The organism is Micromonospora sp. WMMD998 (assembly GCF_029581235.1).
Lineage (GTDB): Bacteria > Actinomycetota > Actinomycetes > Mycobacteriales > Micromonosporaceae > Micromonospora.
On sequence record NZ_CP120740.1, the window covers coordinates 4,599,048 to 4,621,154 of the forward strand.

Consider the following 22,107-nt stretch of genomic DNA (forward strand, 5'->3'; position numbering starts at 1 on the left):
CACCCTCGATCGTCATTGACGTTACACGCCGGAAACGCTTAACGTCTGATGTCTGAGGCCGTCACCGTGTTCCGGAGGGATCGCCATGTCCCGTCCCCACCTCACCCACCGCCCGGTTCTGACCACCCTCGGCGCGATCGGCGGCGACCCCGCGACGACTCCCCCGGACGATGGAGGCAGCACCATGATCCGTAGGGCTCTCCTGAGCGCGGGCCTGACGCTTGTGCTCGGGGCGTCCGTCGTGTTCGCCGCCGGCTGCGGTGACCGCACCGGCGGCGGATCGGACGCCTCCCGCCCGATCGTCGGCGTCGACTACCCGCGCTCCGACACCGACTTCTGGAACTCGTACATCAGATACGTGCCGCAGTTCGGTGACGAGCTGAAGGTCGAACTGAAGACCACCAACTCGCAGAACGACATCGCCAACCTCATCTCGAACGCCCAGACGTTCATGAGCCAGGGCGTCAAGGGTGTGGTGATGGCTCCGCAGGACACCGCCGCCATCGCGCCGACGCTGAGCCAACTGCACGACAAGAAGATCCCGGTGGTCACCATCGACACCCGGCCGGACACCGGCAGGGTCTTCATGGTCGTACGCGCCGACAACCGCGCCTACGGCACCAAGGCGTGCCAGTTCCTCGGCACGAAGCTCGGCGGCAAGGGCAAGGTTGTGATGCTCCAGGGCGGCCTCGACTCGATCAACGGCCGGGACCGCACCGAGGCGTTCAACGAGTGCATGCGCACGGACTTCCCGGGCATCACCGTGTTCGGCGAGGCCACCGACTGGAAGGCCGACGTGGCCGCGACGAAGTTGCAGACCCGGTTCGCGTCCGACCCGGACGTCAAGGGCGTCTACATGCAGTCGTCGTTCGCGCTGTCGGGCACACTCCAGATCCTCAAGCAGCGAGGACTCCAGGTGCCGCCGACCGACCCGAAACACGTCTTCGTCGTCTCCAACGACGGCATCCCGGAGGAGCTGACGGACATCGGCAAGGGGCTGATCGACGCCACCGTCAGCCAGCCGGCCGACCTGTACGCGAAGTACGGGCTGGAGTACGTGCGCGCGGCGATCGAGGGCAAGACGTTCCAGCCCGGCCCCACCGACCACGGCAGCACCATCATCGGAGTCCGGGACGGGCTGCTGGAGGACCAACTCCCGGCGCCGCTGGTGACGCTCGACGGCGCGCCGGTCGGGGGTCAGCCCACGCTGCGGTTCGACGACCGGTCGCTGTGGGGCAACCAGGCATGAGCGCCGACCCGCGAACTCTCGACGACGGGCCGGTGGGCGAGCGCCGGCCCGTCGTCGAGGCGGTGCGCGTCACCAAGCGCTTCGGCTCGACGGTCGCCCTGTCCGAGGCGGGCATCGTGGTGCGGCCCGGTGAGACGCACGCGCTGGTCGGGCGCAACGGCGCCGGCAAGTCGACGCTCGTCGGCATCCTCACCGGGTTACAGGCCCCGGACGGCGGGGCGGTGGCGTTCGACGGGCGCCCGGCCCCGCCGCTGGGCGACCGGGACGCCTGGCGGCGGCGGGTGGCCTGCGTCTACCAGAAGTCCACCATCATCCCCACGCTCACCGTCGCGGAGAACCTGTTCCTCAACCGGCAGGCGCGGGGCCGGGACGGGCTGATCCGCTGGTCGCGCCTGCGCCGGGAGGCGGAGCGGACGCTTGCCGCGTGGTCGGTCGAGGTGGACGTCCGCCAACCCGCCGCGACGCTGTCGGTGGAGCAACGCCAGTTCGTGGAGATCGCCCGCGCGCTCTCCTTCGGCGCCCGGTTCATCATCCTCGACGAACCGACCGCGCAGCTCGACGCCGCGGGCATCAGCCGACTGTTCACCCGGATCCGGGACCTGCGCGCCCAGGGGGTCACGTTCCTGTTCATCAGCCACCACCTCCAGGAGATCTACGACATCTGCGACCAGGTGACGGTCTTCCGCGACGCCCGGCACATCGTCACCGCGCCGGTCGCCGAGCTGAGTCGCCCGGCGCTGGTGGCGGCCATGACCGGCGAGGACGTGACACTGCCCCGCGCGGACCACCGGCCGCTGCCGGCCGGCGCGCCGGTACGCCTGTCGGTGCGCGACCTGGTCACCGCCTCCGGCGTCGAACTGTCGGTGCAGGCCCGGGCCGGCGAGGTGGTCGGCCTCGCCGGTGGCGGTGGCAGCGGCAAGGTCGAGGCCGCCGAGGCGATCGTCGGGCTGGCCCGGCGCGCGGGCGGGACGGTGCGCGTCGACGGGCGCGCGGTGCGGCCGGGCAGTGTGCCCGACGCCCTCGCCGCCGGGGTCGGACTGGTGCCGCAGGACCGGCACCGGGAGGGCCTGGTGCCGTCGCTGTCCATCGCGGAGAACGTCACCATGACCGTGCCGGACCGCATCTCCCGGCGCGGGCTGATCTCCCCCGAGCGACGCGACGCCCTGGCCCGCCGGACCATCGCCGACCTGACGGTCAAGGCGGACGGACCGCACGTCCCGGTCGCCGACCTGTCCGGCGGCAACCAGCAGAAGGTGGTCATGGGCCGGGCCCTGGCCAGCGACCCGAAGGTGCTGGTCCTGATCACCCCGACCGCCGGCGTCGACGTACGGTCCAAACAGACGCTGCTCGGGGTGGTGGAGGACGTGCGCCGGCGCGGCTGCGCCGTGCTCGTCGTCTCCGACGAACTGGACGACCTGCGGATCTGCGATCGCGTGCTGGTCATGTTCTCCGGCCGGGTGGTCGGCGAGCTGGCGCACGGCTGGAGCGACAACGATCTGGTAGCCGCCATGGAAGGGGTGGACCTCCACCATGTCTGAGACGCTGTCCGCCGCCACCCCGTCCCCGGCCGTGCCACCGTCGACGCCGCCACCGGCGCCCTCGTCCCGGAGCCTGGCCGTCGCCCGGCTCCGCGACCTGGCCCTGGTGCCGGCGATCGTCGCGGTCGCGATCGTCGGGTGGATCGTCAGCCCGGTCTTCCTCAGCCCCGACAACATCATCAACGTGCTCCAGAGCATGTCGGAGATCGCCATCGTGGTCCTCGCCCAGACCATCGTGCTGATCGCCGGCAAGATGGACCTGTCGTTGGAGTCCACCTTCGGCCTCGCGCCGGGCATCGCCGCCTGGCTGACCGTCGACCCCGCGCTCACCCGGGGGCTGGGGCTGGACCTGCTGCCCGGCGCCTGGTCGGTGCCCGTGGTCCTGCTCGTCGGCGCGCTCGTCGGCGCGTTCAACGGGCTGCTCATCGTGCGCTTCGGGCTCAACGGGTTCGTCGTCACGCTGGGCATGCTGATCGTCCTGCGCGGGCTGCTCACCGGCATCTCCGGCGGGCAGACCTTCTTCGCGCTGCCCGGGTCGATGACGTACCTCGGCTCCACCACCTGGCTCGGGGTGCCGGCGTCCATCTGGGTGTCGCTGCTGCTGTTCGCCGCCGGGGTCGTCGTGCTCGGCTTCACCCGCGCCGGTCGGGCGCTCTACGCGATCGGCGGCAACACCGACGCGGCCCGGGCCGCGGGCATCCGGACCGACCGGGTGCTGTGGATCGCCCTGATCGTGGCGAGCGTCCTCGCCGCGCTGGCCGGCCTGCTGATCAGCGGTCGGCTCGCGGCGGTGCCGGCCGCCCAGGGCAGCGGCGCGATCTTCCAGGTCTTCGCCGCCGCGGTGATCGGCGGTGTCAGTCTCAACGGTGGCCGGGGCAGCGTGTTCGGCGCCTTCACCGGCGTCCTGCTGCTCTTCATGATCATTAATGTGCTGACCCTGGCCGGGGTGCCCGCGCAGTGGACCAACTTCCTCAACGGCGCCGTCATCCTGGTGGCCCTGGTGGTCTCCCGCATCACCGGCGGCAAGGCACAGACCTGAGACCATCCGACCCCGGGAGACCTCGTTGAGCGAACGCATCACGTCCGTAGAAGCCATCGACGTACGGTTCCCGACGTCCCGCCTGCGCGACGGGTCGGACGCGATGAACCCGTTCCCCGACTACTCGGCCGCCTATCTGGTCCTGCACACCTCGGCCGGTGCCGAGGGCCACGGCCTGGTGTTCACGGTCGGGCGGGGCACCGAGCTCGTGGTCGCGGCGCTGCGGTCACTCGCGCCGATGGTGGTCGGTGAGCCGGTCGACCGGCTCGTCGACGACCCGGGCGCGCTCGCCCGCCGGCTCGTCGGCGACAGCCAGATCCGCTGGCTGGGCCCGGAGAAGGGGGTCGTGCACATGGCCGCCGGCGGCCTGGTCAACGCGGTGTGGGACCTCGCCGCCCGGCGCGCCGGCAAGCCACTGTGGCGGCTGCTCGCCGACCTCACCCCGGAACAGGTGGTGGCGCAGGTCGACTTCCGCTACCTGCGCGACGCGCTCACCGAGGACGACGCGCTGGGGCTGCTCCGGGCCGCCCGGGACGGACGGGCCGAACGGGAGCGCCGGCTGCTGTCCGAGGGCTACCCGGCCTACACCACCACGCCGGGTTGGCTGGGGTACGACGACGACAAGCTCGCCCGGCTCTGCAAGGAGGCGGTCGACGCCGGGTTCCGCCTGATCAAGCTGAAGGTCGGCGCCGACCTGGGCGAGGACGTCCGCCGGCTGGGCATCGCCCGGCAGACCGTCGGGCCGGACGTCCGCATCGCCGTCGACGCCAACCAGGTCTGGGGCGTGCCGGAGGCGATCCGGTGGATGCGCGCGCTCGCGCCGTTCGCCCCGTACTGGATCGAGGAGCCGACCTCGCCGGACGACGTGCTCGGGCACGCCGCCGTCCGCGCCGCCCTGGCGCCGGTGAAGGTCGCCACCGGCGAGCACGCGCACAACGCGGTGATGTTCAAGCAACTGTTGCAGGCCGGCGCCGTCGACGTGGTGCAGATCGACGCCTGCCGGGTCGCCGGCGTCAACGAGAACCTGGCGATCCTGCTGCTCGCCGCGAAGTTCGGGGTGCCGGTCTGCCCGCACGCCGGCGGGGTCGGCCTGTGCGAGCTGGTGCAACACCTGGCCATGTTCGACGTGCTCGCGCTCAGCGGCAGCACCGAGGACCGGGCCATCGAGTACGTCGACCACCTGCACGAGCACTTCACCGACCCGGTGGTCGTCCGGGACGGCCGGTATCAGGCGCCCCGCGCGCCGGGCATGAGCGCGGAGATGCTGGCCGCCTCGCGGGCCGCCTACCGGTTCCCCGACGGCGCGCGGTGGGCCACGGCGACGGCGACCCGACCGTGATCATCGACGCGCACCACCACCTGTGGCGGCCGGAGCGCGGCTACGGCTGGCTCGACGCGCCCGGGCTGGACACCATCCGCCGTCCGTTCACCCCGGCGGACCTGACCGCCGAGCTGACCGCCTCCGGCGTGGACGGCAGCGTGCTTGTCGAGGGTGGACGGTGCCACCGCGACGAGGCGCCCGAGTTCCTCGGGTACGCCGCCGACACGCCACCGATCCTCGGCGTGGTGGCCTGGCTCGACGTGGCGGCCGACGACGTCGCGGCCACCATCGCGCGCTACCGGGGGCTGCGCGGCGGTGAGTTCCTCGTCGGCGTGCGCTCCCAGGTGCAGGGCGAGGCGGACCCGGACTATCTGGACCGCCCCGACGTGCTGCGGGGTCTCGCCGAGGTCGCCGCCGCCGACGTCGCGTTCGACCTGGTGATCCGCGCCGACCAGATGCCGGCGGCGGCCCGGGCCGCGCGTGCGGTCCCCGGGCTGCGCCTCGTGCTCGACCATCTCGGCAAGCCCCGGATCGACCAGGGCGAGGTGGGGTTGCGGAGCTGGCGCGACCCGCTCGCCGCGCTGGCCGACAACGCCAACGTCACCGCCAAGCTGTCCGGCCTGGTCACCGAGGCCGCGCCGGGCTGGTCAGCCGCCGACCTGGCGCCCTTCGTCGAGGTCGCGGTGGACGAGTTCGGCCCGGCTCGTCTGATGTTCGGCTCGGACTGGCCGGTCTGTCTGCTGCGGTCCGACTATCCGGGCGTGCGCCGGGCGTTGGAGAGCGCGCTGCCGCCGCTGCCGGACCGGCACCGCCAGGAGATCTTCGCCGGCACCGCCGTGCGCACCTACCGCCTGGAGTCACCGGCGTGACCACACGACGCCGCGCCTCAGCCGGCCGCCGCCTTGGCCGCCAGCACCGTCCGCAACCACGCCTCGGAGGTGTTCACATGCATCAGCGCGCTGGCCTGGGCGAGCAGTTGGTCCCGCGACCGCAGGGCGAGGTAGATCGCGTGGTGCTCGTCGATGGTCGTGTGCGCGGCGTTCGCCTCGATCAGACCGCGCCACACCCGGGCCCGCAGGGTGCGGCCGGACAACCCGTCCAGCAGCGAGGTGAGCGTCTCGTTGCCGGTCGACGCCACCACGGTGTGGTGGAAGGCGGTGTCGAAGGTGATCAGCTTCTCGGCGTCGCCGGCCGCCGCGCGCATGTCCTCCAGGATCCGGGCCAGCTCGTCGAGCCCGGCGTCGGTCATCCGCAGCGCCGCCATCCCGGTCGCCACCGGCTCCAACATCCGGCGTACCTCCATCACCTCCAGCAGCGTGTCGTCGCGCAGCAACTCCACCGCGACGCCGAGGCCCTCCAGCAGGAGCCGGGGCGCGAGGCTCGTCACGTACGTCCCGTCGCCGCGACGCACGTCGAGCACCCGGGCCGACTCGAGCACCTTCACCGCTTCCCGCACGCCGCTGCGCGACAGGCCCATCTGCGCCGCCAACTGCGGCTCCGGTGGCAGCCGGGCCCCCGGGGGCAGCTCACCGCTGGAGATCATGCCGCGGATCTTCGCGATCGCGTCGTCGGTAAGTGCCATCCACGCCCCCTCCGGACCGGCTCGCCGCGTGCGGTCGCACCGACCGCGTCCGGGGTGGCGAGCCTCGGCGACGCTCCCCACTATAGAGACGTCGGATCTTTGTCCCGGTCGTGGCCGAAGGGAGCGTGATCGGCGTGCGGTACCGCCCCCTCGGCCGGACCGGCCTGGAGGTGTCGATGCTCGGCTACGGCGCCTCACCCCTCGGCGGGGTCTACGGCCGGATCGACGAGCAGGACGGCATCCGCGCCGTCCGCACCGCCCTCGACCTGGGCGTGAACATCATCGACGTGTCGCCGTACTACGGCGCCACGGTCGCCGAGACGGTGCTCGGCCGGGCGCTGCGCGGCGTCGACAGGTCCGGCTACGTCCTGGCCACCAAGGTCGGCCGGTACGGCGAGGCGGCGTTCGACTTCTCCGCCGCGCGCGTCACGGCGAGCGTCGAGGAGAGCCTGGACCGGCTCGGCACCGACCACCTCGACCTGATCCAGTGCCACGACATCGAGTTCGGCGACCTCCACCAGGTCATCGCCGAGACGCTACCCGCGCTGGAGAAGCTACGCGAGGCGGGGAAGGTCCGGTTCCTCGGCGTCACCGGCTATCCGCTGGCCGCGCTCACCCGGGTCGCCGCGGCGACGCCGGTGGACACCGTGCTGTCCTACTGCCGCTACACGCTGCTGGACCGCGCGCTTGCCGACAGCGCACCCGGGTTCGCCGCCCTCGGCACGGCGGTGATGAACGCGTCGCCCCTGGCCATGGGGCTGCTCTCGCGGCGGGGCGCGCCCGACTGGCACCCGGCGCCGCCACCGGTGCGGCGGGCCGCCGCGGCGGCGGCCGAGCTGTGCGCCCGCCGAGGCGTCGACATCGCGCAGGTGGCGCTGAGCTTCGCCGCCGCGCCGGCGGCGTTCGCCACCACCTTCGTCGGCACCGCGAGCGCCGGGAACATGGCCCGCAACGTGCGCTGGGCGCTCACCGAGACCGACCCCGACCTGCTCGACGAGATCGAGACGCTGCTGGCGCCGGTGCTCGGCTACGCCTGGACCAGCGGCCGGGACGAGAACAACCCTGCCACCGGAAGGGCGTGACGTGCGACGACCAGGCGACACCGAGGAGGCGGCGTGAACCGCAGCGCGCACTACGTCGGCGAGCGGAGCTTCGTCGTCGAGGACACCCCGTCGGTGCCGCCCGGCCCCGGCCAGGTGCGCATCGCGGTCGCGTACACCGGGATCTGCGGCACCGACCTGCACATCGCGCACGGCGCGATGGACCAGCGGGTCCGCCCGCCGGCGGTGCTCGGCCACGAGATGTCCGGCCGGATCGCCGAGCTGGGGCCGGGCGTGGACGCGCACCGGGTGGGCGACCCGGTGACCGTGATGCCGCTGGACTGGTGCGGGCGGTGCCCCGCGTGCCGCGCCGGCCACCCCCACGTCTGCCACCGGCTCACCTTCGTCGGCGTCGACTCGCCCGGCGCGATGCAGCGCTCCTGGACGGTCCCGGAGCGCATCGTGGTGCCGCTGCCGGCGGACCTGCCCCTGCCGCGGGCCGCGCTCGTGGAGCCGACCGCGGTGGCCGTGCACGACGTCCGACGCTCCCGTCTCACCGCCGGCGAGCACGCGGTCGTCATCGGCGCCGGGCCGGTGGGGCTGCTCATCGGCGTGGTCGCCCGGGGCACCGGCGCCACCGTGACGGTCCTGGAGATCGACCGGGACCGGCGTGCGCTCGCCGCCGACCTCGGGCTCACCACGCTGGACCCGGCGTCGGTCGACGTGCCGGAGGCGATCCGGGAGGCGACCGACGGCGCGGGCGCCGACGTGGTGTTCGAGGTGTCCGGCTCGGACACCGGGGTACGCCTCGCCACCGACCTGCTGGCGGTACGCGGACGTCTGGTGGTGGTGGCGATCCACCCCACCCCGCGGCAGGTGGACCTGCACCGGGTCTTCTGGCGCGAGCTGGAGCTGATCGGCGTGCGGGTGTACGAGCCGGACGACTACGCCGAGGCGGTCCGCCTGGTGCACGGCGGCCGGGTGCCCGCCGACCGGCTCATCTCCCGGATCGTGCCGCTGGACGAGGTGTCGCGGGCGTTCGAGGCGCTCGCGGCCGGCGGCGACGTGAAGGTGCTCGTCGACTGTGGAGGGGGCGCGTGAACCCGTTCGATCTCAGCGGCCGGGTGGCGGTGGTCACCGGCTGCCGGCGCGGCATCGGCCTGGCCATGGCGGAGGCTCTGGCCGCGGCCGGCGCCGACGTGGTGGGGGTGAGCGCCGCCCTGGAGGAGACCGGCAGCGCGGTGGCGGCGCGGGTGGCGGCGCACGGGCGAACGTTCGTGCCCCGCCGCGCGGACCTGTCCGACCGGGCCGCCGTGCGCGACCTGGCCGGTTGGCTGCTCGCGCGCGGCCCGGTGGACATCCTGGTCAACAACGCCGGCACGATCCGCCGCGCGCCGGCCGCCGAGCACTCCGACGACGACTGGGACCACGTGCTGGAGGTCGACCTGTCCGCGCCGTTCGTGCTGGCCCGGGAGATCGGCCGGGCCATGGTCCGGCGCGGCTCCGGCAAGATCATCTTCACCGCGTCGATGCTCAGCTTCCAGGGCGGGGTGACCGTGCCGGGTTACGCCGCGGCGAAGTCCGGCATCGCCGGGCTGACCCGGGCGCTGGCGAACGAGTGGGCGCCGCACGGGGTGAACGTCAACGCGATCGCGCCCGGCTACATCGCCACGGACAACACCCGCGCGCTGCGCGAGCAGCCGGAACGCAACCGGGCCATCCTGGACCGGATCCCGGCCGGACGCTGGGGGCGACCCGACGACCTCGGCGGCGTCACCGTCTTCCTCGCCTCCGACGCGGCGGCCTACGTGCACGGCGCGGTGATCCCGGTCGACGGCGCCTGGCTGGCCCGCTGACCCCGGCCCGACCCCGCGGTGGCCGGGATCTCCCCGGTGGCGGCGCGGCGGTAGCGTGACGCCCGTGAACGGGGCATCGGTACGGGAGAAGCCGGGATCCGGCCGACGGCGACGGGCCGCCGTCGCGGTCACGGTCACGCTGGCGCTTCTCGGGTGCGGTGTGCGCCCCGGCGCCGAGCCGGCGAGGGACGACGCGCCGGTGTCGGACGCCGTGCGCCCCACCGACCCGGCGGCGGCTGCGGCGGAGCGCCTCAACCAGGCGCTCGGACACCGCGACCGGATCCGGGACGCCGCGTCGATCGCCGCCACCGAGGTCGTGACGGAGGTCGCGACGCCGCCGCCGGGCGCCGACCCGGCCGTCCGGCAGGAGGCCCTGGCCTGGTCGGGTCGCGTCTACGCGGACGAACTGGCGACCATCGACGTCCGGTTCGTGTCCCTCGGGGAAGGGCCGACGACCCGGCCCGGCGAGAGCAGCCACCCCGCCGGCCGGATCACCCGCTGCTACCGCTACGAGCTGCGGCTCTACCGCTACACCACCTATCGCGAGATCGACTGCCCGCCAGGTGCCGCTCCCCCACCGCCGACCGCCGCGCCGGTGCCGGCGCTGCCGGACGACGGGCGCGAGCGGCTCACGACGGTGCTGCGCACCGCCACCCCGGCGACGCTCGCGGGCGCGGTGCGGGCGGCGTTCCCGCAGGAGTGGATCACCGTGGACACGATCACCCACGAGGGCGCGCTCGTCGCCGCCGTGGGCGTACCGCAGGAACGGCAGTGCCTCCTGCTGGTCCGCACGCCGGCCGGAAAGATCGAGGAGCCCGGGTACGACCGGATCTGGCTGGAGCCCGGCGAGACCGGCTGCCGGACCGCCCTGTACGTGGCCCCGCCCCGCTGACCGTCACGGTGGCGTCGACGGACCTGTCCCTCCTGTCCGAGATCGGGGCCGCCCGCGCCCGGTTGGACGAGCGGGAGCTGGAGCTGATCGACCGGGCCCGGCACGACGGCGTCACCTGGGCGGAGATCGCCGGCGCCCTGGGGCTGAGCAGCCGGCAGGCCGCCGAGCAGCGCCGGCAACGGCTCGTGACGGCCCGCCGCGCGCGGCTGGGGCGACTCGACCGCACCTGGTCGGCCGAGGTGGTGGGGCTGCGGGCAGCCGTGACCGATCTCGATCGGTGGATCGCGGCGGACCGGGCGTGGGACGGCCGGTTCCGCCGGGCGGCGCTGGTGCGTCGTACCTGCGCCTCGGCCCTGGACGCCGCGCCGGGACCGTTGTTCGCGCTGGCCGCGTACCTCGTCGGGGACCTGGCCGGGGTCGGACCGCGACTGCCGGCGCCGGCCCGCGGGGCCGCCCGCCGAATCGCCGCCGCGCTGTCAACAAGGGATTGACGCATGCCGGCGGCATTGCGCCGGCTCCGCTCAGGAATTCAGGATGTGAGTCCACCCCGCTCAACTCCGGAGGGCTCATGCGCCGCAACGCCGTGCTGTTCGTGGCCATCTCGGTGCTGTCCGGGCTGGGCGGCAGCGCCATGGCGCTCGTCGCCGGCATCTGGGTGCTCGACCTCACCGGCTCCACCGGGCTGGCCGCACTCGCCGGGCTCTGCGTCTACGCCCCGGTGCTTGCCGGTCCCTGGCTCGGCGGGCTGCTCGACCGGGCGCCCCGACGACCGTTTGTCATCGCCGTCCACCTGGCCCTGGCCGCCACCCTGCTCAGCCTGCTCGCAGTCCGCGGGCCGGGCGAGACCTGGCTGATCTTCGCGGTCTCGGTCGCCTACGGCGTCAGTTACGTGCTGATCGACGCCGGCGAGACGGCGCTGCTGCCGGCGGCGCTGCCCCCGGCGCGACTCGCCGACGTCAACGGCTGGCGGTCCAGCGCCCAGGAGGGCATGAAGCTGGTCGCGCCGCTGGCCGGGGCGGGCCTCTACGCCTGGCGGGGCGGGCACCCGGTCGCCGTGCTCAGCGCCGCCGTGCCGCTGCTGGTCGCCGTGCTCTACGGCGCGCTGCGGCTGCCGGCCACGGGCGTCGACGCGGCCCCGGTCGACGACCCGGCGCCGGCCCGTCCGTCCGGCCCCCGGGCCGGGCTCGCCGTCCTCCTCCGCCGCCGCGCGGTGCGCGTACCCGTGGCGTTGGCGGCGGTGTCGATCGCGATGTCCGGCTTCACCACCGCGGCGCTCTACGCCGTGGTGATCGAGGAGTTGGCCCTGCCGTCGACGTTCCTCGGCGTGCTGGCCAGCGCGCAGGGCGCCGGTTCGGTGCTGGCCGGGCTGGTCGTCGGCCGGCTGGTCCGCCACTGGGGCGCGTCCGCCGTCGGCGTCGCCGGCGCGGTCCTGTTCGCCGCCGGCTGCCTGGCCCGCTGCCTGCCCTGGTGGCCGGCCACGGTGGCCGCCTCGGTGGTGGTCGGGGTCGGCCTGCCGTGGGCGCTCGTCGCCGCCGTCACGGCGGTGCAGACGCACACCCCGCCGGCGCTGCTCGGACGGGTGGCCGGCACCGCGAACACGGCGATGTTCGGGCCGATCACGCTGGCCATCCCGCTCGGCGCGGCGGCCGTGCACGCCGGCGGTCGGCCGCCGCTCGTCGTCGCCGCCGTCGCGTGCCTGGCCGCCGCGCTGGTGGCAGTCGTCGGACGCCGTCCGCTGGGACGGCCGGTGGCCCGGCTCCGGCCGCGCGCGGGCTCATGACCTCGGGGGTACGGCGCGGCCCGTCCCCGCCGGAGGAGGACGGGCCGCGCCGTCGGCCGCTACCGCCAGGTGTCGGTGTTGCTCCGGGTGCCGCCGGCCGGGGTGGTGAAGGTCCGGTTCGCGCCGGACTCCCAGGTCACGGTCCCGTCCGGGTTCTTCCTCACGTACTTGTACTCGACCGCGGTGTTCGGCGGCAGGTCGACCGTCGCCCGCCAGATCGGGTAGGTCGCCGGGGAGAGCGCGACCGCGTTCGCCGGGTTCCACCCGCCCAGCGCCGCGACGTTGCCGACCACGAACACGTTCTGGCCGTAGGTGGTGGTCGCGGTGACCGCGAACGAGGTGGCCACCGCCGTCGAGACGGTGTCGCCGCGGAACGTCCCGGTCACCGCGTACGTGCCGGCGGCCGGTGTGGTGAAGCTTCGGTTCGCGCCGGACTCCCAGGTCACCACCCCGGCCGAGGTGATCTTGACGTGCTTGAACTCGACCGCCGTCGACCGGGGCAGGTCGACCGTGGCACGGTAGGCGCCGCCGCCCTGCGCGGCGAGCCTGACGCCGTTGGCCGGCGTCCACGAGCCCAGCTCGGGGACGCTGCCGACGACGTACACGTCCTGGCCGGCGGCCGGGGTCGCGCTCACGGTGAACGTGGTGGCGACCCGGTCGGAGGGGCTGGTGGTCGGGCCGGCCGTCGGCGAGGCGGTGGCCGACGCGGTCGGCGACGGGTTCGCGCCCGGCCGGGCGTTGACGTGCACCGCGACGGCGCCGTTCGCCGGAATGGTGACGGCGGCCCGGCCGCCGGAGACGGTCACCGTGGCGCCGGTGCACCCGGCGGCGGTGGCGCCGCCCGCGATGACGTCGCAGTACCGGCCGTCGGCCAACCCGGTGGCGAACGTGGCGGTGGCGGCGGAGCCGGAGTCGTTGATGCCGATCCAGGCCCGGTCGCCCCGGTGGAAGCCGATCACGTTGTCGTTCACGGTGGTGAAGTCCGAGACGCTTTTCACCGGCCGGGCCGCGTTGGCCCAGCCGACCATGCCCCTGATGCCGGCGCTGCGGGTCAGGCAGTTCCACGCGGCGCCGCAGACCGTGTCGGTGACCCGCCCGGAACTGTCGCTCGGCGGGGACTGGTTCCGGTTCGACCAGGTGAAACTGTCGTAGACCGACGGTTTGCCGTGCGGGTACGCCAGCGCGAAGTAGTTGGCGAGCACGTAGTCGGCGCCGTCCTTGTAGGACAGCACCACGCCGTCTCGTTCCAGGTCGTGGTTGGTGACCATGGCGAAGACGTTGGCGCTCGGCGCGTCGAGGTTCCAGTTCGGCACGTTCGCCAGCGTGGAGATGGAGCCGAGGAACGCCGAGCGGATGCCCTTGGCGTACCCGAAGTCGAGCACGTCGCCGTTGCCGACGTACGCCCGGGCCTGCAATGCCGGGTTGCTCGCGCCGTCGAAGATCTCCTGGGCGACGTACGGGCGGCGGCCCTCGACGACGGTGTCGTCCAGCTTGCCGAGGATCGCCGCGAAGTCGTCCTTCTTGACGTGCTTGACCGCGTCGACCCGGAACCCGTCGACTCCGAGGCCGATCAGGTCGTTCAGGTAGCCGGCGATCCGGGTGCGGACGGCGTCCTTCTCGGTGTAGAGGTCGGACAGGGAGAGCAGCTCGCAACTGGTCACCTGGGCCTCGTTGTTCCAGTCGCTGATGCCGCCGCCGGTCGGGCAGTTGTCCCCCGGCCGGTGGAAGTCCCCGCTGCCGTAGGGCACCGCCGGGTAGCTGTAGCCGGTGAACTCGGTGCCGGCGTAGCCGCGCGTGCCGGCCGGGTTGTTGGTGCCGGCCATGTGGTTGACCACGGCGTCGACGTAGACCCGGACGCCGGCGGCGTGGCAGGCGGTGACCATCGCGGCGAACTGCTGCCGGTTGCCGAACCGGCTGTCCAGCTTGTACGACACCGGCTGGTACACCTCGTACCAGGGGTGCACGCCGTCGGGGCTGTTCGGCAGGCTCACCGACTCCTGCGGCGGGGCCACCTGCACCGCGCCGTACCCGGCGGGGCCGAGGTGGTCGGTGCAGGCGGCGGCGACCGAGGTCCAGTTCCATTCCCAGAGGTTGGCGGTTACCTCGCTGTCGTTGAGAACGGTGGCGGCGCGGGCGGGGGTGGCGGTGGTGGCAGCGGCGACGACGGCCGCGCCGCCGGCCGCGACGAGCGCGGCGGCGAGCAGCAGGCGACCGGCGCGGCCACGGGGGTGTGGCCTGACGGATTCCATGGCAGGGGGACCTCTTCCGGTGCTCGAAAGGGCTCACGGGGGAAGGACGGCCGTCCAGGTGCGACCACGATGCGGCATCCATGAAAGTCTTTGCAATACCTTGCGGCAACTTTTTAGAAACTTGCAAGCAACACCCCCTCCCCCGCCCCCGCCCTCCCTCCCGGGGCGTCGTTCGGGCCGTCAGTCAGGTGACCGTGGCGGCGGTGAGGAAGAAGGTCACCGCGTAGGTGAAGCGGCGGGCGGCGACGGCCTCGTCGAACTGGTCTTCGAAGGCACGGGCGTCGGCCGGGTCGAGTGCTCCGCGTCGCGCGGCGGTGGCGGCCCAACTGCGGAGGCCGAGCACGTTGTCGACGGCGGTCGGGTTCCGCACCAGCAGCGTTCGGGGTTCCACGGCGACGTCGACCAGGCCGTGTCCGGCCAGGAGGCCGGCGTGCTGATGGGCCAGGGCGCCGTTGCGCAGGAGGACGTCGGCCCGGAACCGCAGCACACGCCGCGCCAACCCCTGGTCGGCGATGTCGAGCACCTGGGTGTCGTAGTCCGGGTCGGCGAGAACGACACGGCCACCCGGCCGGACGACCCGGACGAGCTCCCGGATCGCGGCGTGCGGATCGGCCAGGTGTTGCAGCGTCCGGTCGGCCCACGCCCCGTCGAAGGAGTCGGCGGGAAACGGCAGGTGATGGGCGTCGGCGACGGCGCACCGGGTCAGGCCGCGCGCCCGCATGGCGGCGGCCATGGTCCGCGCGTGGTCGACGGTCACGACGCTGACGTCGTGTTCGTCCGTCAGGGCGGCCGCGCCTGCCCCGGTGCCGGCGCCGACGTCGAGGTAACGACCGCCGGGCACCGGGTGGAGCAGTTCCCGGACCCGCCGCTGGTACGACCGGTAGAACGGTTCCCCGCCGAGACGGTCGAGCACCCCGACCCACGCGCCCGGGGTCGGCTGGCGGTCGACGTCGGTGAACCCGTGCACGAGCGAAATCCTATTGGCTGCCCGGCGCGCTTCCCGCATGATCGACTCGTGGACACCTACCTGGAGACCGAGCGCCTGGTCCTGCGCCGATTCACCGCCGACGACGCGGAGCTGCTGATCGAGCTGGACAGCGACCCGGCGGTGATGCGCTACCTGACCGGCGGCAGGCCCACCGCGCCGGAGATCATCCGCGAACGCCACCTGCCGAACATCATCGCCGGCTACGAGAGATGGGGCGGCGACCTCGGGCTGTTCGCCGCGCACGAGAAGGACGGCGGCGCGTTCATCGGCTGGTTCATCCTGCGCCCCGCGCCGCAGGGCCCGCTGCACGAGGTCGAACTCGGCTATCGGCTGCGGCAGGCGGCCTGGGGCAACGGCTACGCCACCGAGGGCTCGCGGGCGCTGCTGGGCAAGGCGTTCACGACGCTCGGGGTACGCATGGTCTGGGCGGAGACGATGGCGGTGAACCACGGTTCGCGCCACGTCATGGAGAAGGTCGGCATGACGCTCGTGGACAGCATGCCCACTCCCGCCGACCTGGACATGATCGAGGGCGCCGAGCACGGGGACGTGCGGTACGAGATCACCAAGGAGCGCTGGGAGCGGCGGTAGCGGGACGAGCCCCGGTCGGTCCGTGACGGATCGACCGGGGCTCGTCGGGTGGGACAGGTGGATCAGGACAGGTCGAACCGGTCCAGCTCCATCACCTTGGTCCAGGCGGCGACGAAGTCGGTCACGAACTTCTCCCGCGCGTCGTCGCTGGCGTAGACCTCGGCCAGCGCCCGGAGCTGGGAGTTCGAGCCGAAGATGAGGTCGACCGCGGTGGCGGTCCACTTCACCGTGTCGGTGGCCAGGTCGCGGATCTCGTACACGTGCTCCTCGGACTCCGACGCCTTCCACCGGGTGCCCGGGGAGAGCAGGTTGGTGAAGAAGTCGTTCGTGAGCACGCCGGGCCGGTCGGTGAGCACGCCGTGCGCCGCGCCGCCGACGTTGTTGCCGAGGGCCCGCAGACCACCGACGAGGACGGTCATCTCCGGCGCGGTCAGGCTGAGCATGTACGCCCGGTCGACGAGCAGCACCTCCGGCTCGGTCTTCTCACCCGGCCGCAGGTAGTTGCGGAAACCGTCGGCGCGCGGCTCCATCACCCGGAACGCCTCCACGTCGGTCTGCTCCTGGCTGGCGTCGGTGCGACCCGGGTGGAACGGCACCGTCACCTCGACCCCGGCGTCCCGCGCCGCCTTCTCGACCGCGGCCGAACCGGCCAGCACGATCAGGTCGGCGAGCGAGATCCGGGCGCCGCCGGCGGCGTTGAACTCCCGCTGGATGCCCTCCAGGGTCGCCAGCACGGTGGCGAGCTGCTCGGGCTGGTTGACCTCCCAGTTGCGCTGCGGCTCCAGCCGGATCCGGGCGCCGTTGGCGCCGCCGCGCTTGTCGGTCGAGCGGAAGCTCGCGGCCGAGGCCCAGGCGGTGGAGACGAGCTGGGCGGTGGTGAGACCGGAGTCGAGGACCTTCGCCTTGAGCGCGGCGATGTCGGCGTCACCGACGAGCTCGTGGTCGGCGGCCGGGACCGGGTCCTGCCAGAGCTGCGCCTGGGGGACCCACGGGCCGAGGAAGCGGCTGACCGGGCCCATGTCGCGGTGCAGCAGCTTGTACCACGCCTTGGCGAACGCCAGCGCGAACTCGTCCGGGTTCTCCAGGAAGCGGCGCGAGATCTTCTCGTACGCCGGGTCGACCCGCAGCGACAGGTCGGTCGTCAGCATCGTCGGCCGGTGCTTCTTCGACGGGTCGTGCGCGTCCGGGATGATCGCCTCGGCGTCCTTCGCGACCCACTGCTTGGCCCCGCCCGGGCTGGTGGTCAGCTCCCACTCGTAGCCGAAGAGGATCTCGAAGAAGCGGTTGCTCCACTGCGTCGGCCGGTCGGTCCAGGTCACCTCGAGGCCGCTGGTGATCGTGTCACCGCCCTTGCCGGTGCCGTGCGTGCTCAGCCAGCCGAGGCCCTGCGCCTCCAGCGGGGCGCCCTCGGGCTCCGGGCCGACGTGGTCGTCGGCGACGCCGGCGCCGTGGGTCTTGCCGAATGTGTGACCGCCGGCGATGAGGGCGACGGTCTCCTCGTCGTTCATCGCCATCCGGCGGAAGGTCTCCCGGATGAAGTGCGCCGCCGCGGCCGGGTCCGCGTTGCCGCGGGGGCCCTCCGGGTTGACGTAGATGAGGCCCATCTCGGTCGCGCCGACGCCGGCGGCCATCTCCTTCTCGGAGGCGTAGCGCTCGTCGCCGAGCCAGGTGTCCTCCGGGCCCCAGAAGATCTCCTCGGGCTCCCAGACGTCCTCGCGGCCGAAGCCGAAGCCGAAGGTCTTGAAGCCCATCGACTCCAGCGCGACGTTGCCGGCCAGCACCAGCAGGTCGGCCCAGGAGATCTTCTGGCCGTACTTCTGCTTGACCGGCCAGAGCAGCCGGCGGGCCTTGTCCAGGTTGGCGTTGTCCGGCCAACTGTTCAGCGGGGCGAACCGCTGGCCGCCGTCGCCGGCGCCGCCACGGCCGTCCTCGATCCGGTAGGTGCCCGCCGCGTGCCAGCTCATCCGGATCATCAGGCCGCCGTAGTGGCCGAAGTCGGCCGGCCACCACTCCTGCGAGGTGGTCAGCACCTGCGTGATGTCGCGCTTGAGCGCCTCGACGTCGAGCTTGGCGAACTCCCGGGCGTAGCTGAAGTCCGCCCCCAGCGGGTTGCCCTTGGACGAGTGGGCGTGCAGCACCGACAGGTCGAGCTGGTTGGGCCACCAGTCCCGGTTGGTGCGCGGGCGGCCACCGGTCTTCGGGGTCGGCGAGTCGATCGCCGGGTTCTCGCTCTCACTGCCGGTCGCGGTCGCGGAGTCGTGCGCGACCGGGCAGCCGGCCGCCTCCTTGGCGTCCACGCCCTGGGCGCTGACGGGCCCGTTGTCCTGGGTGTCGCTCATCTGTTTCCTTCCGAACTGGCGGATCATTGGCCGAACTGGCTGATCAGGTGGCGGTGCGGTCGGTCGCGCAGTCGGGGCAGGTGCCCCAGTAGACGACCTCCGCCTCGTCGACCACGAAACCGTGGTCGTCGGCGGCGGTGAGGCAGGGGGCGTGACCGACGGCGCACTCCACGTCGGCGATCGTGCCGCACGAGCGGCACACGATGTGGTGGTGGTTGTCTCCCACCCGCGACTCGTAGCGGGCGACGGCGCCGGCCGGCTGGATGCGGCGCACCAGCCCGGCGTCGGTGAGCGCCCGGAGCACGTCGTAGACCGCCTGGTGGGAGACCGTGGGCTGGTCTGCCCGGACCAGCGCGATCACGGTGTCGGTGTCGACGTGCGGATGGTCCCGCAGGGCGGCGAGCACCGCCAGGCGGGGCCGGGTCACGCGCAACGAGACCGCCCGCAACTGGGTCTCGAAGTCGGACGTCATGCCCCGAACATAGTCCAGTCTTCTGGAATGAATCAAGTTTCCGCCCGGGTGTGTCGGCCGGCACACACGACGGTGGGGGCGCCGCTGTCGCGGCGCCCCCACCCGGGCGAGAGGTCGACTCAGCTAGCCGAACAGGTCGCCGTCGGCGTGTTGCTGTTGCCGTTCTTGTAGAGCGTGATGCCGAAGTTGTTGCCGTTGCCGTTCGGACGTGCCGTGAGCGTGCCGCTGGTGCCGCTGATCGACGCGTTCCAACTGTTCTGCAGGCTCTGCCCGCCCTGGGTCTGGATCCGCACCGTCCAGTTGCTGCTGCCGCTGACCGAGAACGTCGTGTTGAACCGGTCACCCCACTCCTCGGCCCGGTTGACGCTGACCGTGCAGCCGCCACCGTTGTTCGGCGGCGGGGTGGTCGGGTTGGAACCACCGGAGCTGTCCACCGTGATGTTGGAGTTTCCGCTGCTCTGATAGCCCTCGGTGGCCAGGATCTGGTAGTCGTGGTTGCCGAGGTTCATGCCGAGCCGGGACCAGGCGCTGAAGTGGTTGCCGGCGGAGATGGTGCCGCCGACCCGCTTCGACTGCCGGACGCTCCAGTACTGGTAGAAGGTCTTGTTGTCGCCCTCGATCGACGGCGCGTTGACCCGCTGGGTGCGGTAGATGTCGTACGTGCCGCCGTCCGAGCTGACCGAGCCCATGTAGCCGCTGCCCGGCGGGCGCCAGCTACCCCAACTGTCGACGATGTAGTACTCGATCAGGGGGTTGTGGGTCCAGCCGTACAGGGTGAGGTAGGCGTTGCCGGACGGGTTGAAGCTACCGGAGTACGTGACGTTGCGCGCGGTGCCGGGATTCCAGCCCTTGCCGGCCACGAAGTTGTTGATGCCGCTCCACTGGGTGCTGTACTGACCGCCGTTCCCCATGGTCATGGAGACGTTGCCACTGTCCTTCCAGAAGGAGAAGAAGTAGCCGTTGTTGGTGCCGGTCTGGTTCGACGTGACGGTCGTGTCGGCGTAGGCGGGACCGGACAGGACCGCAGTGGTGCCGGCGGCGGCGAGCGCCACGGCGCAGACTCCGCCGAGAAGCATCCTGAGGCGTCCGCGCCTGCGGCTGCCCGAGCGGACGGGGGCGTCGTTCATGGGCGTGTTCCTCCCTGTGGTGGCGGGGGCGCGGCCGGCGGGTGGCAGCACCACCACCGGCCGACGAACCTCGATCGCCATCGAGGCGAGTCGATGGCCACAGTATTGGAGCCGCCGTTCACTGTGTCAACAACTTCCGGAAACATCATGGAAACCGGTGATGGCGACACAGAGATCACCGAAGCCGGGTTTGCGCTGGAAGACGGCGAGTTGAAGCGCTTCGACAGCGAACTTTCCGCGCCCCTGCCCGCCGCCGGCCGGACGCCGACGAGGTTCGGGCTCCGAAAATTTCGGAGACTTTCCGGATCAGAGGTTCGCACCCGGACGACCACCGCCGTCAGGAGTCCGACGCGACTCCGGCCGCCTGCCGCAGGGCGTCGCGCGCGTCGCGTGGCGCACGGCCGAGGAGGTCGCCGAGCAGCGGGTCGACGCCGGCGAAGAAGCCGTCCCGCGCGGCCCGGTAGAAGCCCAGCAGGAAGCGCGTCCGGGGCTCCGGCACCCCGGCGGCCACCTGCGCGGCGATCCAGTCCGCCTCGTCCGTCGACTGGTACCGGATGGTCCGCCCCGACATCTCGGAGGCGATCTCGGCGATCTCGGCGAAGGTCGGCGCCGCGGGCGCGGTCAGGGTCGTCGGGCCGTCGTACCCGCCGTCGGAGGCGAGGATGACGGCGGCGGCCTCGGCGACGTCCTCGCGGGCGGTCCAGGACACCGGACCGTCGCCGGGGACGGCGATCACGCCGGTCTCGCGCCACGGGCCGGCGAACCACGGGAGGCTGTGGGCGTAGAACCCGTTGCGCAGCGAGGTCCAGGCGATCCCGGAGGCGGCCAGGATCCGCTCGGTGGCGAAGTGGCTTCGCGCCGGAGGGAACGGGTTGTCCGGCGCGGCGGCCTGGTGGCTGGTGTAGACGATCCGCTTCACACCGGCGTCGACCGCGGCGTCGACCGCGGCGCGGTGCAGGCCGGTCACGTCCGCGACCGGGTCGTTGGACGAGACGAGCAGAAGCTGGTCGGCGCCGGCGAACGCGGTCGGCAGGGAGGCGGGGTCGGCGTAGTCGCCGCGCCGGACCTCGACGCCGCGCCGCGCGAAGCGCTCCGCCTTCGCGGTGTCGCGCACGGCCACCACGATCTCGGTCTCGGGCAGCCGCTCGAGCAGGTGGTCGACGGTCGCGCCGTTCAGGGCTCCGGTCGCTCCGGTCACGATTATCACTGATTTGCCTTTCGGGTTATCAACGGAAACACGCCCACCGTAGCGCCTGTGACCGTTGATAGCAAGTAAGTGTTATCGTTGGTTCATGGGTGATGGGGTCACGAACCGGACGGGCACGCGGACGGCGATCGTCGACGCCGCCGCGTGGCTGCTGCACGCGGGCGGGCCCAGCGCCGTGACGACCCGCGGCGTCGCGGAGCGAGCCGGGGTCCAGGCGCCGACCATCTACCGCCTGTTCGGCGACAAGGACGGTCTGCTGGAGGCCGTCGCCGAGCAGGTCTTGACCACGTTCGTCCAGGACAAGGCCGCCGCGGCGGCTGCCGCCACGGCGGCCGACGTCGACCCCCTCGACGACCTCCGCGCGAGTTGGCGCCGACAGATCGAGTTCGGCCTCGCCAACCCGGCCGTGTTCCGCCTGCTGAGCGACCCGGAGCGCGCATCCGACTCGCCGGCCGCCCGCACCGGCAGGCGGATCCTGGAGACCCGCGTCCACCGACTGGCGGCAGCCGGCCGGCTCCGGGTCCCCGAGCCGCACGCGGTCGACCTCATCCACGCGGCGGGCGTCGGGACCGTACAGACCCTGCTGGCGACCCCGCCGGAGCGACAGGACCCCGCCCTGGCCGACGCGATGATCGACGCCGTCCTGGGCCGGATCCTGACCGACCCCCCCGCCGAGCCGCCGGACGGCCCCCGCGCGACGGCCGTCGCCCTCCGCGCTCTCGCGCCGCGGCTGGGGGTGCTCAGCGACGCCGAGCGCCACCTGCTTGTCGAGTGGCTCGACCGCGTCAGCGGGCGCCCGACGTGACCGGCAGGTAGCACGCCGCTCCCCCGCGCCCC

Annotated in this window: 20 protein-coding genes; 13 read left to right on the top strand and 7 right to left on the bottom strand. The window is 72.9% G+C overall.

What is annotated here, in order from left to right:
- Nucleotides 1–85 precede the first annotated feature (85 nt).
- The 5 genes from O7619_RS20995 to O7619_RS21015 are packed head-to-tail and all read left to right on the top strand — an operon-like array spanning nt 86 to nt 6,016.
- On the top strand, nt 86–1,249 hold the full coding sequence (locus tag O7619_RS20995) for a sugar ABC transporter substrate-binding protein (protein WP_282282921.1): 1,164 nt from the start codon (nt 86–88) through the stop codon (nt 1,247–1,249).
- Nucleotides 1,246–2,787 (top strand): sugar ABC transporter ATP-binding protein, encoded by a 1,542-nt coding sequence (locus O7619_RS21000; protein WP_282282922.1) that lies wholly within the window; start codon nt 1,246–1,248, stop codon nt 2,785–2,787. The genes O7619_RS20995 and O7619_RS21000 overlap by 4 nt, the downstream gene beginning before the upstream one ends.
- Complete coding sequence (locus O7619_RS21005; RefSeq protein ID WP_282282923.1) at nt 2,780–3,826, top strand: ABC transporter permease; 1,047 nt, start codon at nt 2,780–2,782, stop codon at nt 3,824–3,826. The genes O7619_RS21000 and O7619_RS21005 overlap by 8 nt, the downstream gene beginning before the upstream one ends.
- A gap of 25 nt (nt 3,827–3,851) precedes the next feature.
- Nucleotides 3,852–5,165 carry an enolase C-terminal domain-like protein gene (locus O7619_RS21010; protein ID WP_282282924.1) on the top strand — a complete coding sequence of 438 codons (1,314 nt, stop codon included), beginning with the start codon at nt 3,852–3,854 and terminating at the stop codon, nt 5,163–5,165.
- Nucleotides 5,135–6,016, top strand: a complete 882-nt coding sequence (locus O7619_RS21015; RefSeq protein ID WP_282282925.1) for an amidohydrolase family protein — start codon at nt 5,135–5,137, stop codon at nt 6,014–6,016. Before O7619_RS21010 ends, O7619_RS21015 begins: the two co-directional genes overlap by 31 nt.
- A gap of 17 nt (nt 6,017–6,033) precedes the next feature.
- Here the strand turns inward: O7619_RS21015 and O7619_RS21020 are convergent, their stop codons facing one another.
- Nucleotides 6,034–6,729: a FadR/GntR family transcriptional regulator gene (locus O7619_RS21020; RefSeq protein ID WP_282282927.1), complete on the bottom strand. Its 696-nt coding sequence runs from the start codon at nt 6,727–6,729 to the stop codon at nt 6,034–6,036.
- A gap of 134 nt (nt 6,730–6,863) precedes the next feature.
- On the opposite strand from O7619_RS21020, the gene O7619_RS21025 reads away from it, so the two are divergent.
- The 6 genes from O7619_RS21025 (at nt 6,864) to O7619_RS21050 (ending at nt 12,297) form a co-directional block, all read left to right on the top strand.
- On the top strand, nt 6,864–7,811 hold the full coding sequence (locus O7619_RS21025; protein ID WP_282282929.1) for an aldo/keto reductase: 948 nt from the start codon (nt 6,864–6,866) through the stop codon (nt 7,809–7,811).
- 33 nt (nt 7,812–7,844) lie between these two features.
- Nucleotides 7,845–8,870: an alcohol dehydrogenase catalytic domain-containing protein gene (locus O7619_RS21030; RefSeq protein WP_282282930.1), complete on the top strand. Its 1,026-nt coding sequence runs from the start codon at nt 7,845–7,847 to the stop codon at nt 8,868–8,870.
- A complete protein-coding gene (locus tag O7619_RS21035) occupies nt 8,867–9,625 on the top strand; it encodes an SDR family oxidoreductase (protein ID WP_282282931.1) in 759 nt (252 codons plus the stop codon). Before O7619_RS21030 ends, O7619_RS21035 begins: the two co-directional genes overlap by 4 nt.
- Nucleotides 9,626–9,689: 64 nt before the next feature.
- Nucleotides 9,690–10,517, top strand: a complete 828-nt coding sequence (locus tag O7619_RS21040) for a hypothetical protein (RefSeq protein WP_282282932.1) — start codon at nt 9,690–9,692, stop codon at nt 10,515–10,517.
- A gap of 8 nt (nt 10,518–10,525) precedes the next feature.
- Nucleotides 10,526–11,008 (top strand): hypothetical protein, encoded by a 483-nt coding sequence (locus tag O7619_RS21045; RefSeq protein ID WP_282282933.1) that lies wholly within the window; start codon nt 10,526–10,528, stop codon nt 11,006–11,008.
- A 77-nt stretch (nt 11,009–11,085) separates the two neighbouring features.
- Nucleotides 11,086–12,297, top strand: a complete 1,212-nt coding sequence (locus O7619_RS21050; RefSeq protein ID WP_282282934.1) for an MFS transporter — start codon at nt 11,086–11,088, stop codon at nt 12,295–12,297.
- 59 nt (nt 12,298–12,356) lie between these two features.
- On the opposite strand, the gene O7619_RS21055 is transcribed toward O7619_RS21050, so the two are convergent.
- Together O7619_RS21055 and O7619_RS21060 are read right to left on the bottom strand one after the other, a co-directional pair.
- On the bottom strand, nt 12,357–14,546 hold the full coding sequence (locus tag O7619_RS21055; RefSeq protein WP_282282936.1) for a carbohydrate-binding module family 20 domain-containing protein: 2,190 nt from the start codon (nt 14,544–14,546) through the stop codon (nt 12,357–12,359).
- A gap of 184 nt (nt 14,547–14,730) precedes the next feature.
- Nucleotides 14,731–15,513, bottom strand: coding sequence for a methyltransferase domain-containing protein (locus O7619_RS21060; protein WP_282282937.1), 783 nt, complete (start codon nt 15,511–15,513; stop codon nt 14,731–14,733).
- Between the two features lie 48 nt (nt 15,514–15,561).
- Here O7619_RS21060 and O7619_RS21065 point away from each other — a divergent pair, with 48 nt between their 5' ends.
- Nucleotides 15,562–16,125 carry a GNAT family N-acetyltransferase gene (locus tag O7619_RS21065; RefSeq protein ID WP_282282938.1) on the top strand — a complete coding sequence of 188 codons (564 nt, stop codon included), beginning with the start codon at nt 15,562–15,564 and terminating at the stop codon, nt 16,123–16,125.
- A 62-nt stretch (nt 16,126–16,187) separates the two neighbouring features.
- Here the strand turns inward: O7619_RS21065 and katG are convergent, their stop codons facing one another.
- The 4 genes from katG to O7619_RS21085 form a co-directional block, all read right to left on the bottom strand.
- Nucleotides 16,188–18,464 carry a catalase/peroxidase HPI gene (gene katG / locus O7619_RS21070; RefSeq protein WP_282282940.1) on the bottom strand — a complete coding sequence of 759 codons (2,277 nt, stop codon included), beginning with the start codon at nt 18,462–18,464 and terminating at the stop codon, nt 16,188–16,190.
- Between the two features lie 43 nt (nt 18,465–18,507).
- Complete coding sequence (locus O7619_RS21075; RefSeq protein WP_282282941.1) at nt 18,508–18,936, bottom strand: Fur family transcriptional regulator; 429 nt, start codon at nt 18,934–18,936, stop codon at nt 18,508–18,510.
- A gap of 119 nt (nt 18,937–19,055) precedes the next feature.
- Nucleotides 19,056–20,063: a glycoside hydrolase family 11 protein gene (locus tag O7619_RS21080; RefSeq protein WP_282282942.1), complete on the bottom strand. Its 1,008-nt coding sequence runs from the start codon at nt 20,061–20,063 to the stop codon at nt 19,056–19,058.
- A gap of 337 nt (nt 20,064–20,400) precedes the next feature.
- Nucleotides 20,401–21,261, bottom strand: a complete 861-nt coding sequence (locus O7619_RS21085) for an SDR family oxidoreductase (protein WP_282282943.1) — start codon at nt 21,259–21,261, stop codon at nt 20,401–20,403.
- A 94-nt stretch (nt 21,262–21,355) separates the two neighbouring features.
- Between O7619_RS21085 and O7619_RS21090 the strand changes: the two genes are divergently transcribed.
- Nucleotides 21,356–22,075 carry a TetR/AcrR family transcriptional regulator gene (locus O7619_RS21090; RefSeq protein ID WP_282282944.1) on the top strand — a complete coding sequence of 240 codons (720 nt, stop codon included), beginning with the start codon at nt 21,356–21,358 and terminating at the stop codon, nt 22,073–22,075.
- Nucleotides 22,076–22,107: the final 32 nt, after the last annotated feature.